Here is a 13,582-nt window from a genome sequence, read left to right as displayed (position 1 = left end):
GCCCACAGACGGAGTATTTACTTATTGGTGAACTCGGCCAGATTATCTTTATCGACACCTACGTACGGAACGCGAACAATCTTGTTCTCAATTTTCCAGTTAGTGCCATCTGCCGCACCTTTGCCATCAGCCAGGTTTTTCGCCAGATCAAAGGTGGCTTTCGCCTGGTTATTAGCATCGTTCAGCACGGTACCGGCCATAGCGCCAGATTTCACCAGCGCCAGTGCTTCTGGCAGGGCATCCACGCCAAATACCGGTACGCTGGTTTTATTGTGTGCCTTCAGCGCTTCAACTGCGCCCATTGCCATCGCATCGTTGTTGGCGATAACGACTTCGATTTTGTTCGCGTTCGGACCGGACATCCACGCATCCATCTTATCTTTCGCCTGAGCGGTATCCCACATTGCAGTATCTAACTGCAGTTGCTCAGTTTTAATGCCTTTGTCGTTCAGCTCTTTAATCACGTAAGTAGTACGTGCTTCAGCATCCGGGTGTCCCGGTTCGCCTTTCAGCAGAACAAACTGAATTTTGCCGTCTTTGTTCAGGTCCCAGTTCGGGTTAGCTGCCCAGTGTTTGGCAATCAAATCACCCTGAATAATACCGGACTCTTTAGAGTCAGTACCGACGTAATACGCTTTGTCATAGCTGTCCAGCGCCTTGCGAGAAGGTTCTTTGTTGAAGAACACGATCGGTACGTTCTGTCCGCGTGCTTTTTCAATGACCGTGCCTGCAGCTGCCGGGTCAACCAGGTTAATCGCCAGTGCTTTAACGCCTTTTGCCAGCAGCACGTCGATCTGATCGTTTTGTTTGGACTGGTCGTTCTGCGAGTCGTTCATCAGCAGTTGTACATCTGGCGCCGCTTTGGCATCTTTTTCAATAGCCTTACGTACCACTGACATAAAGTTATCGTCATACTTATAGATAGTCACACCAATACGGGTATCAGCAGCGTGCGCAGCCGCGCCGAATAACATGCTTGCCATTACAGCAGACAGGGTCAACACCTTCTTATTCATGGTATCTCCGGTTTTATTATGCAGGGTAGTACTTGAGATAAATGCTCGGCAGGCAGAACGTTACTGAAGTGTTACTGAACGCCGAAGCTCACTTTTAAAAATATTTCTTCCGTGTCTGGCAACGCTCCCAAAACAGGCTTTAATTATCGTTTAAGGCAGCTATACCTCGATGAAAGTGATTATTCACCGTTACATAGTAGTTACAGCGCAACAAACAGTGTCATCATAGCTATCGCATTGTTAATATACTGTGAATTTACTCACATATTGAAAGCGGTTACATCGCGCTGCGTTATAAGTTAGTGATCGGTGCCGCATTCTGCCGCAGCGCCACTGAATGGCGACGTACCAGCGTCGGCATAAAGCAATGCGTCGCCTGCGGATCCAACGTGCCAGCCGCGCCCTGTAGTGCAAGCTCCGTCGCCATTTTTGCCATAGAGGCAATGGGATAGCGCACGGTGGTTAACTGCGGATCGGTGTAACGCGCGATGGGAATATCATCGAAGCCAATGATTGAAAGGTGTAATGGAATAGCGATACCGTTATCTTTTAGCGCGGTCAGCGCGCCAGCGGCCATATTGTCGTTATAAGCGAAGACTGCCGTCAGTTGTAAATTGCGCCCCAGCAGTTCCACCATCGCAGACTCTCCGCCCTGCATATCGGGCGAACCGGTGCCGACCCAGCTTTCTGCCGCAACAATCCCCTGCTCTTTCAGAGCAGTTAACCACCCTTCTTTGCGCATGGTGTCATCTTCAATGCGATGGCTTGATGCCAGATAACCGATGCGTTGATGACCATTATTCAGCAACATACGGGTCGCCATTTTAGCGCCGCTGATGTTATCCAGGCAGACGCAACGGTGGGCGTAACCCGGTACCAGGCGATTGATCAGCACCATGCCGGGGATTTGATCCATAAACTCGGCCAGTTCCCGATCGCTCAGTGCTTTAGAGTGTACAATCAATGCGTTACAGCGTTGGCGAATCAACACCTCAATGGCATGACGTTCTTTTTCCGCCTCATGGTAGCTGTTGCCAATCAGGACATACTTCTGATGCTGCTGGGCAACCATATCCACGGCTTTTACCAGCGCGCCAAAAAACGCATCTGATACATCCATGACGACAACACCAATCGTATCGCTTACCTGCGTCGCCAGCGCTTGTGCGTTGGCATTAGGTCGATAGCCAAGCTGAGTGACTGCTTTCATTACCGCTTCACGCGTATCGGGACTCACCAGCGCACTGTTGTTCAGTACGCGGGAAACGGTCGCTACAGAAACGCCAGACTGCCGTGCCACATCACGAATGGTTACCATATTCACTGCCCTGTTTTAGATTGCGGCTGCCCGCAGACACCCCAGGCTGGGTATTTTGTCAGCACAATGAAACGGACTGCGTGAGTGATGTCACAGGAATGAAAGCGCTTACATCCATTTTGTTAATGAATGTGATCCAGATCGTTATCTGGATGTTCGCGGTAATGATGTCCCTGCAGCACGCAGGGTTAATTGACGCCACAGCCATTCCACCGGGCCCTGGCGGCAATAACGTAGCCATATCACGGAGAAAAGTAAGTTAATGACCCAGACCGGGATGACGAAATACAGCAGCTCCAGCCGGTCGAATTTCATAAATAAGCCGAATTGATAGAACAGCGTGGTACAGATTAAGGTTTGTAACAGATAGTTGGTTAACGCCATGCGTCCCACACAGGCGACGGCAATGACCCATTTTAAACGGCTAAGCTGCGGCCAGAAACCGTACATCAGCGCGGCGTAACCAATGGTCTGCATCGGCGCTCCCAGCTCTCGCGGGGCTTGTAACAGGAAAGCACACCAGCGGTAGGCCCAGTCCAGATTCCACTGAGCGATGATAGCAGGCAGGTTGATCGCCATCCCAATAATGACCAGCAGCACGCCGGTACGTCGATAGTGTTGCAAACTGTACTGCCCTTTTAGCCAACCGCTGCGCATTAATGCCGCGCCGAGCAGCATCATCCCCGCCAGTTGCCAGCCGTACTGAGCACCCAACGCCAGCAAGCTATTGGACATCATATCCACGCGATTGCTGATTGCTTCCATTCCGCCGTTCACTTTCCAGTATTTTTCATACAGCAACGCTGAAGCATCCGGCGTCCAGGCGCGGCTGGTTTCGCTCCCGGAGATCACACCCAACAGCAGCAGTACGCCAACGCCCACCAGATACAGCAGCACACCAGTGTTAAATAAGCTTTTTACCGACGGCGCATCCCGGATCAGCCGCCAGCAAATCAGGCCGATCAAGCCATATGCCAGCAGGATATCGCCATCCCAGAAGAGTAAACCGTGAATAAAACCCAATAACACCAGCAGCGTAAGCCGTGACTGGATCCAGCGTTTACCGCGTGGGAGCAGCATTTGCAAACCGGCACCGAACAGCAGCGCAAACAGCGTGAGGAATTTTACCTGCGCAAAGAGATCGAGCAGCGCCCAGGTCCAGGCGTCGGATAAGGTAATGTCGCCATACCACGCAGGATTGAGGTATGCCGCCTTTGGCAAGCCAAAGGCGCTAATATTGAGAAGCAGGATACCAAGAATGGCGACGCCACGAATAAAATCCAGCGTGACATTACGCTCCATGGTTCCTGCCCTAATCAGTTGTGATGACGTACTGCGCGCAGAAATTCCTGACGCGTGTTCTGGCTGGACTTAAACAATCCACCAAGAGAAGTGGTGGTGGTCGCACTGGTCGCATCACGAATGCCGCGCGCTTTCACACAGTAATGCACCGCATCAATCGACACCGCCACATTATTCGTCCCGAGCAGCGTTTGCAGCGCGGTGAGAATTTGCTGGGTCAGGCGTTCCTGTACCTGTGGGCGCTGGGCGAAGAACTGCACAATGCGGTTAATCTTCGACAGACCAATAACCGAATCTTTCGGAATATACGCCACCGTCGCTTTGCCATCGATAGTGACAAAGTGGTGTTCGCAGGTGCTGGTCAGCGTAATATCGCGGACCGTGACCATCTCGTCCACCTTCATTTTATTTTCAATGACGGTGATTTTCGGGAAGTTGGCGTAATCGAGGCCGGAGAAAATCTCATCGACATACATTTTCGCAATGCGATGCGGAGTTTCCATCAGACTGTCATCGCTCAAATCGAGATTGAGCAATTGCATAATCTCGGTCATATGGCCAGAGATAAGACGTTTGCGTGTTTCGTTATCCATCTCTTGCACGGGCGGGCGCAGCGGGGTTTCGAGACCACGCGCAACCAGCGCTTCATGAACCAGTGCCGCTTCTTTACTGAGTGATGACATTTCTTCTTCTCCTGCAGGTGGGGCGCCTCTGCCCTGCATGGGGCAAAGTTTTTAGGCTGTATCACAGCCAGAACATTGTGCGTGAGGCGGCGCACATAATCCAGTATTCACCGCGATAATTATTGAAATTGGCACAGCCTTTCAGCTGTAGCAACTTCACTTTCTGTTCAGCCCGGTGACGTCGAGTGTTAATGTAAAGTTATATAGATGATGAAGTATGTTTGCTCAATGCGGAAGTGAAAGTTACTCACAGTGCAATGAATAATCTGTATTATGGTGAGTTCGCAAACACATACAGGTTCAACACAACAAGGAGCCACGCATGGAAATGCTTGAAGAGCACCGCTGTTTTGAAGGCTGGCAGCAACGCTGGCGTCACGACTCCACCACGTTAAATTGCGCCATGACCTTCAGTATTTTTCTTCCGCCACCCCGCGATAACGCCCCGCCTCCGGTGCTGTACTGGCTGTCGGGCCTGACCTGCAATGATGAAAACTTCACCACCAAAGCCGGCGCACAGCGCATCGCGGCTGAGCTCGGTATTGTTCTGGTGATGCCAGACACCAGCCCGCGCGGCGAGCAGGTTGCCAACGATGATGGTTACGATTTAGGCCAGGGCGCGGGATTTTACCTCAATGCCACTCAGCAGCCATGGGCAACGCATTTTCGCATGTATGACTATCTGCGTGATGAGCTTCCGGCACTGATTCATTCGCAGTTTAACGCCAGCGATCGCTGCGCCATCAGCGGACACTCCATGGGCGGTCACGGCGCATTGATTATGGCGCTGAAAAATCCCGGGAGATACACCAGCGTTTCAGCCTTTGCGCCGATCGTAAACCCTTGTCGCGTTCCGTGGGGCGAAAAGGCTTTTAGCGCTTATCTGGGTGAAGATAAAACACAATGGGCTGAGTGGGATAGCTGCGCGTTAATGCTGGCCAGTAAGCCCACAGACGCGATTCCGACGCTAATTGATCAAGGAGACAGCGATCAGTTTCTTGCCGATCAGTTGCAGCCCGCAGTGCTGGCCGAAATAGCCCGTCAGACCGCATGGCCAATGACGCTACGCATCCAGCCAGGTTACGACCACAGCTATTACTTTATTGCGTCATTTATTGAGGATCACCTGCGCTTTCATGCCCAGTATTTGCTGAAGTGATCACCAGTAAAGCGTATTTTCTATTGCCGCGCTGTAGCTCATCTCTTCTGACTGCGGCGCGGACGCTTTACGATTTAGATCGGCCGCCTGTTGGCGTACCTGTAATCGCCCCACGCTCTCACCGCCTTCATGACCTTCGTTAAAATTACGCACTTCAGACTCGAATAAGATTGCATCCAGGTGATGCAACTTATTCAGTGCACGCAACAGGGAGATAAGCGTGTCCAGATTGAGGCCGCCGCCTTTCTCAATGCGTTTAATGGTCGCAATGCCGACCTGTGCACAGTCAGCAAGTTGCTGCTGCGTTAGCGCCAGAGAAATCCGCGTTTCTCTGATGCGAGCGCATAATGACAAGATGATTTCATCATTATTCATGGTGTTATATTTCATGCCGCCCTCCCCGATTTTTGGGCTGAATTTTCCCAAGGCAGCCGTGATACGTCTCACGATACTTCGCGCTCATGTCTTTACCCGTTTCATACATGGCGGCAATCACCTCATCGAGCGAAACGCATGGCTCGCTGACACGGCTCATCGCCATCGTTGCGGCGTTAATCGCTTTTACGGACGAAATCGCGTTTCGTTCGACGCAGGGAATTTGTACCTGCCCGCCAACCGGATCGCAGGTCAGTCCGAGATGGTGCTCCATGGTGATTTCTGCGGCATTCAGCACCTGAGCAACTGACGCCCCCATCAGTTCCGCTAATCCGGCTGCGGCCATCGAACTGGCCACGCCGATCTCTCCCTGACACCCAACCTCAGAACCTAAAATAGACGCGTTTTGTTTGAACAGTAGCGCGATGGCGCCAGCGGTGAGGAAAAAGCGGATAACCGATGCGCTATCCAACTTACAGACAAACTTATCGTACCAACTGAGGACCGCAGGGATGATACCGCTCGCACCATTGGTCGGCGCGGTCACCACTCGCCCTCCAGCGGCGTTTTCCTCGCTGACGGCAATCGCAAACGCATTCACCCAGTTGAGGTTGGTGAGAAAGTCGTTAGCAGAGGGTTTCATTGCCAGTAATTTATAGAGCGAGCAGGCCCTGCGCGGCACCTGATACGAGCCTGGCAGTAGGCCTTCAGTATGCAGACCACGATGGACGGCCTGCTGCATTATCGCCCAAACGTACGCGAAATAGTCATGCAACGCCGCCTGGGAATGCACCTGTAATTCATTTTTCATCATTAATGCCGCAACGGATAGTCCATTACGCTGACACAGTTCCTGCAGCTGCGCGGCATTTTGAAACGCAAAAGGAAATGCGTTTTTTTGCGCGGCTCTCTCGGGCGCCGGCTCGCCGGGTTTGCGAACCTGGCCGGCGCCGGTTGAAAACCATGTTTCTTCATACAACGTAAAATAATCATCCCTGGCACGAAACGTCATCGCATAGGGATGGCCAGAATGCGGTTGTTGATTCGGCTTAATCGCGACCGTCACGGTAACTGAAGGAGAAAGCGTCAGGGTGCCGTCCTGTTCAGCACGTTTAATGAGATCCATCTGCTGGCGTAAATCAACATCATCCGGCTGATTGCCCAACAGCCCCAGATAAAGAGCGATATCAACGTTATGACACTTGCGGCTTAATGAGAGCGCGCCGTATAGCTCAACCTCGATTTCTCGCGTTAGCGGTAAGATCTCCTGTAGCTTTAATTGTGAAATGAAGTTAAACGCGGCACGCATTGGCCCTACTGTTCTTGAACTGGAAGGCCCAATGACGACTTTAAAAATATCAATACAACTTTCCATTTTAGACCCATCCCTGTTAGTCAAAATAGAATATACCGCCAGTAGCAACAGACCGTGACGTGTATATCAAAAATGATACCTTTCAGACTTTGTTTATTTATTGGTATAAAAAACAATACTATTTTATCTTTTTTTTAACATTCACATCTGTGATAAAGCAGGATTCAATCGTCACCCTCTACTATTACAATAACCTTAATTTACAGGAGTGACATAATGGCAATTATTTATTTTATTAGTGCAAAAGATCCTGAAAAACTTCAGGCATGGCTGCACAATACATTTCTAAATACCGAGACCAAACAATATCCGTGCGCACTGGAACAATTATCTATAGCCGCATTCAATAAACCGTATTTAAAATTATCAATACCCGATGAAATATTCACCGATGACATATACAAGAAACTAAGGGCTACATCGTTCACTCAGCAATTTGATTTTTTCCTAAAACCGCAAATCATCCCGACGAACGGGATCATCGCCTTTGACATGGACTCGACGTTTATCGAGGAAGAAGGTGTGGATGAGATCGCCCGCGCACTAGGCATCACCGATCGGATAACAGAACTGACGCAGCAAGCGATGGAAGGAAAACTGGATTTCAATAACAGTTTCACCCGGCGCATCGGAATGTTAAAAGGGACACACATCCATGTCATTAATGCCGTATGCGATCGGATGACGGCCTCTCCCGGCATCACCACCATTTTGCCATTCCTCAAGCAGAAAGGATTTAAAACAGCGATCATTTCCGGCGGACTGGATATTTTCACCCACCGCTTACAACAGAAATATCAGCTGGACTATATATTTTCAAATACCGTTGAAGTCAGTAATGGCATGCTGACAGATAATATTTCCGCGCCAATCATGAATGCAGAAAATAAGCAAAAAACATTGGCCATGATTGCCGACTCTCTGCAGATGCCTCAGCATAATATTATCGCCTGCGGTGATGGCGCCAACGATATTCCCATGCTCACGTATGCTGGCACTGGTATTGCCTGGCGAGCAAAACCCGCGGTCAGAAATTTAATTAACAATCAGATTAATTTTCACGGATTCGAGTCGCTTTTGTTCTTTATCGAAAATGGATTATAACCCCACAAGCACTGTCTGAAGGGAAGATCATATGAGCTTGAAATCATTTATATTCAGCCAGGCTGATAAGCCGGTTGTAAAAGAAAAAAAAGAGATTGACCATACTTACAAAAAATTCAGGATAGAGATTATTACCTCGGTTTTTATCTCTTACGCGGTCTTTTATTTAACACGTAAAAACTTCTCAGCCGCCATGCCGGCCATGCTGTCAGATACCACTCTGACCGCAGAAGATTTTGCCATCATGTCTTCACTGTTTTACATCCTGTATGGCTCAATGAAGTTTGTTGGCGGCATGCTGGTTGATAAAATCAATCCGAAAGCCATGACCGGCCCGGTGCTCATTGGCGTGGGGATCGTTAATATTCTGTTTGGTTTTTCCGACAGCGTTGCCGCGTTTTATGTGTTGTACAGCCTCAATGCTATCCTCCAGGGCACCAGTTTTCCACCAATGGCAAAGATCATGGCATCCTGGTTTTCCAAGAATGAACGCGGACGTTGGTGGGCGGTCGTTGAAGCGGCGCATAATATTGGCGGTAGTCTCGCCCCACTGCTGACAAGTTTCGCGATTGTCTGGAGCGGTAGCTGGAAAATGGGTTTTTATGTACCGGGCGCAATCTCCTTGCTGATGGGGATCGTAGCGCTCTTTACGATTAAAGACCGTCCCGGGACCTTAGGTTTGCCTAACGTTGGCGAATGGCGTAAGGATCCAACAGAGCTTGCCCAAGTGAAAGCCAGTCCGGTAAATCTCTCCTTTTGGCAGATTTTCGTCAAATATATCCTGATTAACCCATTAGTGTGGATTATTATCATTGGCGATATGTCCGTTTATATTGCCCGCACCATCCTCAATGACTGGCCGCAAATTTACTATTCTCAGGTGCATGGCTGGAGTCTGATTAAAGCCAACTCCATTATCTCGTGGTTTGAAGCCGGTGGACTTGCCGGAGGGCTACTGGCGGGTTACTTATCTGACTTTATGTTTAAAAGTAACCGCTGGATGACAGGCTTAATATTCGCATTAATGCTGTGCGTATGTATTACCTTAATCCCACTGGTTCAGGATACCTCATATACCATTACGGCCATTCTCTTCACCATAATGGGTTTCGCCCTGTATGGGCCGCATATGCTTTTTGCCGTAGGTTGTCTGGACGTCACTCACAAAGATGCGGCGGGATCGATAACTGGCTTCCGCGGATTGTTTAGCTATGTCGGCGCGGCGTTAGCGGGCGTACCGGTGATATTAGTGAAGAACAACTGGGAGTGGTCTGGAGTCTATCTCTATGCCGTGATCGCAATCCTGTTAACCACCTTGTCACTGGCCTTACTCGCCAAATTCCATCGACTATAAGCCAGCCATAACAGGACAGTGGCGCCATCGCCGCTGTCTTTCGGTTGGGTTCTTTCAGCGTCAAAAAGGTGTCCATCTTCTTCATCCCTCCATCATTCCTTCACTTTTTCTCCTTTTTTCTTCCTTCACTATCTTATTGATTAAAAAAGTATTTCACCCCAAATCAAATCAAACACAAATGATTTCTATTATCATTTGTGTTTACAAATATTCATACTTTTGTACAATCCTCCCGCTTCTTTACTGAAAAGAGTCCTTAAAAGACAAATACATACAATTGTCATGGCCTTTCACATGACGCGCAGTTTGATTCATTTAAATGGAATGATACAAATGACTATACCTCACGTTAAGGCTGTAGCTGCCGCAGTATGCGTCGCCAGTCTCCCATCACTCGGCTATGCCGCTGAACAAGATACCGTGGTAGTTACCGCTACCGGCTTTGAGCAGAAAATTCAGGATGCCCCGGCTTCGATATCTGTTATTACCAAGCAGCAGATTGAGGACAAAGCCTATCGCGATGTCACCGATGCGCTAAAAGATGTCCCTGGCGTCGTCGTCACCGGCGGGGGAAGCAGCAGCGATATCAGTATTCGCGGTATGGCTTCGCAATACACGCTCTTCCTGGTCAACGGTAAACGCATCAGCACCCGCGGCACACGTCCTAATAGCGACAACTCAGGTATTGAACAAGGTTGGCTGCCGCCGCTTGAATCCATCGAGCGTATCGAAGTCATCCGTGGCCCGATGTCATCCCTGTACGGCTCCGACGCGATGGGCGGTGTCATTAACGTCATCACCAAGAAAGTGTCGAATACCAAAGCCTGGACCGGTTCTCTGCACGGCGATGCCACTTTCCAGGAAGACAGAGACTCCGGCGATATTTACCAGACCAACGCCTATGCGTCTGGGCCACTGATTGACGGATTACTTGGCGCGAAGGTGACCGGGTTATTCTCCCATCGGGCGGAAGATAAAATCCTCAATGGCTACAATGAACAGCGTATGCGTAACGGGGGCTTAACCCTGAACTTTACGCCAGACGATAAAAACGATATCGATTTCGATTACGCACGTGAATTGCAGGATCGCGACAGTACCCCAGGCAAATCTATGGCTGAGGAAAACTGTCGTAACGGAAGCTGTAAGCCGAACAGCAAAAGCGAAAGCAAGTATGTGCACACGACGTATTCTTTAACCCATAGCGGTTATTACGATGACTTCAACTCCACCAGCTATGTCCAGCAGGAAGAGAGCGAAAACCCGGGTCGCCAGATGAAGTCCTACAACACGATTTTCAATAACCAGAACCAGGTATTCCTTGGAGCGCATACCCTGACGCTAGGCGGGCAATACCGTTATGAAAAACTGCGCGATAACGGCAACCAGCTGCAAGCGGCTGATGGGCTGAACAAACTGACCCGCTGGAGCTGGGCGTTGTTTGCTGAAGATGAATGGGCCGTTACCGATACCTTTACGCTGACCGGCGGTCTGCGTATGGATAAGGATGAAAACTACGGTGACAACTGGACGCCACGCGGCTATGGCGTATGGCATCTGAGCGATCAATGGACCTTAAAAGGCGGCGTTTCGGCGGGCTATCGCGCCCCGGATCTGCGCCAGTCATCAGCAAACTGGGGACAGGTCACCGGCGGCGGTCGTCTGAACGGAATCATTGTCGGCAACCCGGACCTGAAGCCGGAGAAAAGCCTCAGCGAAGAAATCGGCTTACTGTGGGATAACGGCGATAACCTCAACGCAGGCGTCACCCTGTTCAATACCGACTTCAAGAACAAAATCACTGAAGTACGCCGTTGTAACAGCAGTTCCGATCCGGCCTGCACCATCGGCAATACCCATTATGACTTCGTCAGCGATCGCGTTAACGTCGATAAAGCCAATATGCGTGGCGTAGAATCCACCTTCGGCTGGAAAATAACCTCTGACGTCAACTGGACGGCGAACTACACTTACACGGAATCTGAACAGAAAAGCGGTCAGTTCTCCGGCCAGCCATTGAACAAAATGCCGAAGCATATGTTTAACACGACGCTGGACTGGCAGGCCACGCAGGATCTCGGTTTCTGGAGCCGCCTGAATCTGCGTGGAAAAACGTCTGAATACCTGAGCCGTACTTCCATGGCGCAGGGTACGCCGTCCTATACGCAGGTCGATGTGGGTTTACGTTACTATGCCACCAAGGATTTGTTGATGACCGCTGGCGTGTATAACGTGCTGGATAAGCAAATCGATTACGATACCTACGACACCGTTCTCGATGGTCGTCGTTACACGGTTGGCATGACTTACAGCTTCTAAGTTTGACGCAATAAAAAACCCCGGCACTCATCATGCCGGGGTTTTTGTTATGCTTTTTATACTGTTATTTCTTCACGCGACCCGGGAATTTCATTTCGCTGTAGCGAACAAAATGGGTTCCTTTGGTCAGCTTATAGCCAAACCAGATAATCAGGAACAGCGGGATACCAATATAGGTAGCCATCACGCCGCCCCAGTCAATGCTGTCTTTCAGGAACGCTTCGTAGTTCTGGCCGAGAGTGATAATCAGGCACAGCACAAAGGCGAAGATCGGACCCAGCGGGAAGAAGCCAGAACGGTACGGCAGATCCTTCACATCGTGGCCCTGCAGCACATAACCGCGACGGAAGCGATAGTGGCTAATGGCGATCCCCAGCCAGGCGATAAAGCCCGTCATCCCGGAAGTATTCAGCAGCCACAGGTATACGGTCTGGTTGCCAAACATCGAGGTCAGGAAGCACAGCCCCGCCACCACGGTGGTCGCATACAGCGCGTTACGCGGTACGCCGCCACGAGAAAGTTTACCGAAAATACGTGGCGCTTTACCGTCACATGCCAGGGTGTAAAGCATACGCGTGGAAGCGTACATCCCGGAGTTACCTGCAGACAGCACCGCCGTCAGGATAACTGCGTTCATCACCGCTGCCGCAGACAGCAGACCCGCATGCTGGAATACCAACGTGAACGGGCTAACGCTGATGTCTTTCACATCGTTGCGCAGCAGGCTCGGATCGGTGTACGGAATAATCAGGCTGATAATCAAAATCGCGAACACATAGAACAGCAGGATTCGCCAGAATACCTGACGTACCGCACGTGGAATGTTCTTTTCAGGATCTTCAGATTCACCTGCCGCGATACCGATCAGTTCCGTCCCCTGGAAGGAGAAGCCGACGATCATCGCCACGCCAATCATCGCAGCAAAACCACCGGCAAACGGTGCATCACCGGTCGTCCAGTTGCTCCAGCCCACCGGCTGAGCGCCTTTGAAGATACCGAAAATCATCATTACGCCAACTACGATGAAGATAATGACGGTGGTAACTTTGATCAGTGAGAACCAATATTCCGCTTCACCAAATCCGCGAACGGAAATGTAGTTCAGCAGGAAGATCACGCCGAGGAACAGCGCACTCCAGATCCAACCCGGCGTGTCCGGGAACCACCAGCTCATCACCAGCTGTGCGGCAACCAGGTCAACGGCAATCGTTACCGCCCAGTTGTACCAGTAGTTCCAGCCCAGCGCGAAGCCAAAGCCTTCTTCTACGTAGTTCTGACCGTAGGTGGAAAACGAGCCAGAAACCGGCATATAGGCCGCCAGTTCACCGAGGCTGGTCATCAGGAAATACACCATCAGACCGATCAGAATATAAGAGAACAACGCGCCGCCAGGACCCGCTGCAGAAATAGTTGCACCAGATGCAACGAAAAGACCTGTACCGATGGAGCCTCCAATGGCAATCATCGTCAGGTGACGCGCCTTCAGTTCACGACGTAGCGTGGGCGCTTCTGTGGTTTTAGTTTCGGAAACCATGTGAAAATGCTATCCATCCAAAAAATGAGGCGCGATTGTAGCA

Annotated in this window: 11 protein-coding genes; 4 read left to right on the top strand and 7 right to left on the bottom strand. The window is 50.4% G+C overall.

All coding sequences use genetic code 11. The features are described 5' to 3' along the window. Window positions 1-17: 17 nt before the first annotated feature. From mglB to folE, 4 genes are all read right to left on the bottom strand, one after another. Window positions 18-1,016, bottom strand: coding sequence for a galactose/glucose ABC transporter substrate-binding protein MglB (gene mglB / locus OGV57_RS18630; RefSeq protein ID WP_003027399.1), 999 nt, complete (start codon window positions 1,014-1,016; stop codon window positions 18-20). Window positions 1,017-1,308: 292 nt separating this feature from the next. Further along, entirely contained in the window at window positions 1,309-2,334 is a 1,026-nt protein-coding gene (galS, locus tag OGV57_RS18625) for an HTH-type transcriptional regulator GalS (RefSeq protein WP_003027402.1), read from the bottom strand. 144 nt (window positions 2,335-2,478) lie between these two features. Continuing rightward, window positions 2,479-3,636: a DUF418 domain-containing protein YeiB gene (yeiB, locus tag OGV57_RS18620; RefSeq protein ID WP_054528590.1), complete on the bottom strand. Its 1,158-nt coding sequence runs from the start codon at window positions 3,634-3,636 to the stop codon at window positions 2,479-2,481. Window positions 3,637-3,650: 14 nt separating this feature from the next. After that, window positions 3,651-4,319: a GTP cyclohydrolase I FolE gene (gene folE, locus OGV57_RS18615; protein WP_003027410.1), complete on the bottom strand. Its 669-nt coding sequence runs from the start codon at window positions 4,317-4,319 to the stop codon at window positions 3,651-3,653. A gap of 322 nt (window positions 4,320-4,641) precedes the next feature. Here folE and fghA point away from each other — a divergent pair, with 322 nt between their 5' ends. Further along, window positions 4,642-5,478 (top strand): S-formylglutathione hydrolase, encoded by an 837-nt coding sequence (gene fghA, locus OGV57_RS18610; RefSeq protein WP_054528591.1) that lies wholly within the window; start codon window positions 4,642-4,644, stop codon window positions 5,476-5,478. Here fghA and OGV57_RS18605 read toward each other — a convergent pair whose 3' ends face one another. Together OGV57_RS18605 and OGV57_RS18600 are read right to left on the bottom strand one after the other, a co-directional pair. Continuing rightward, complete coding sequence (locus tag OGV57_RS18605) at window positions 5,479-5,868, bottom strand: helix-turn-helix domain-containing protein (protein ID WP_044711415.1); 390 nt, start codon at window positions 5,866-5,868, stop codon at window positions 5,479-5,481. Further along, window positions 5,858-7,228, bottom strand: coding sequence for an L-serine ammonia-lyase (locus OGV57_RS18600; RefSeq protein ID WP_071681415.1), 1,371 nt, complete (start codon window positions 7,226-7,228; stop codon window positions 5,858-5,860). The genes OGV57_RS18605 and OGV57_RS18600 overlap by 11 nt, the downstream gene beginning before the upstream one ends. 216 nt (window positions 7,229-7,444) lie before the next feature. Between OGV57_RS18600 and serB the strand changes: the two genes are divergently transcribed. The 3 genes from serB to OGV57_RS18585 all read left to right on the top strand — a co-directional run bounded on the left by serB (window position 7,445) and on the right by OGV57_RS18585 (window position 12,005). Continuing rightward, on the top strand, window positions 7,445-8,332 hold the full coding sequence (serB, locus tag OGV57_RS18595) for a phosphoserine phosphatase SerB (protein WP_054528592.1): 888 nt from the start codon (window positions 7,445-7,447) through the stop codon (window positions 8,330-8,332). 31 nt (window positions 8,333-8,363) lie between these two features. Continuing rightward, the gene (locus tag OGV57_RS18590) at window positions 8,364-9,686 is read left to right on the top strand and encodes an MFS transporter (protein ID WP_003840104.1); all 1,323 of its coding nucleotides are present in this window, start codon (window positions 8,364-8,366) and stop codon (window positions 9,684-9,686) included. Window positions 9,687-10,019: 333 nt separating this feature from the next. Continuing rightward, the gene (locus OGV57_RS18585) at window positions 10,020-12,005 is read left to right on the top strand and encodes a ligand-gated channel protein (RefSeq protein WP_003840102.1); all 1,986 of its coding nucleotides are present in this window, start codon (window positions 10,020-10,022) and stop codon (window positions 12,003-12,005) included. A gap of 64 nt (window positions 12,006-12,069) precedes the next feature. Here the strand turns inward: OGV57_RS18585 and lysP are convergent, their stop codons facing one another. Beyond that, window positions 12,070-13,539 (bottom strand): lysine-specific permease, encoded by a 1,470-nt coding sequence (gene lysP / locus OGV57_RS18580; RefSeq protein ID WP_003027419.1) that lies wholly within the window; start codon window positions 13,537-13,539, stop codon window positions 12,070-12,072. Between the last annotated feature and the right edge of the window lie 43 nt (window positions 13,540-13,582).

Origin of the sequence: Citrobacter sp. Cf087, assembly GCF_030334285.1 — a bacterium.
GTDB lineage: Bacteria > Pseudomonadota > Gammaproteobacteria > Enterobacterales > Enterobacteriaceae > Citrobacter > Citrobacter freundii.
The sequence above is the reverse complement of the archived record's forward strand: the minus strand, read 5'-3'. Positions and strand labels throughout refer to the sequence as shown.

Coding starts and splice junctions, on each gene's coding strand:
- mglB (WP_003027399.1), bottom strand. CDS start 1,016: ATGAATAAGAAGGTGTTGACCCTGTCTGCTGTAATGGCAAGCATGTTA.
- galS (WP_003027402.1), bottom strand. CDS start 2,334: ATGGTAACCATTCGTGATGTGGCACGGCAGTCTGGCGTTTCTGTAGCG.
- yeiB (WP_054528590.1), bottom strand. CDS start 3,636: ATGGAGCGTAATGTCACGCTGGATTTTATTCGTGGCGTCGCCATTCTT.
- folE (WP_003027410.1), bottom strand. CDS start 4,319: ATGTCATCACTCAGTAAAGAAGCGGCACTGGTTCATGAAGCGCTGGTT.
- fghA (WP_054528591.1), top strand. CDS start 4,642: ATGGAAATGCTTGAAGAGCACCGCTGTTTTGAAGGCTGGCAGCAACGC.
- OGV57_RS18605 (WP_044711415.1), bottom strand. CDS start 5,868: ATGAAATATAACACCATGAATAATGATGAAATCATCTTGTCATTATGC.
- OGV57_RS18600 (WP_071681415.1), bottom strand. CDS start 7,228: ATGGAAAGTTGTATTGATATTTTTAAAGTCGTCATTGGGCCTTCCAGT.
- serB (WP_054528592.1), top strand. CDS start 7,445: ATGGCAATTATTTATTTTATTAGTGCAAAAGATCCTGAAAAACTTCAG.
- OGV57_RS18590 (WP_003840104.1), top strand. CDS start 8,364: ATGAGCTTGAAATCATTTATATTCAGCCAGGCTGATAAGCCGGTTGTA.
- OGV57_RS18585 (WP_003840102.1), top strand. CDS start 10,020: ATGACTATACCTCACGTTAAGGCTGTAGCTGCCGCAGTATGCGTCGCC.
- lysP (WP_003027419.1), bottom strand. CDS start 13,539: ATGGTTTCCGAAACTAAAACCACAGAAGCGCCCACGCTACGTCGTGAA.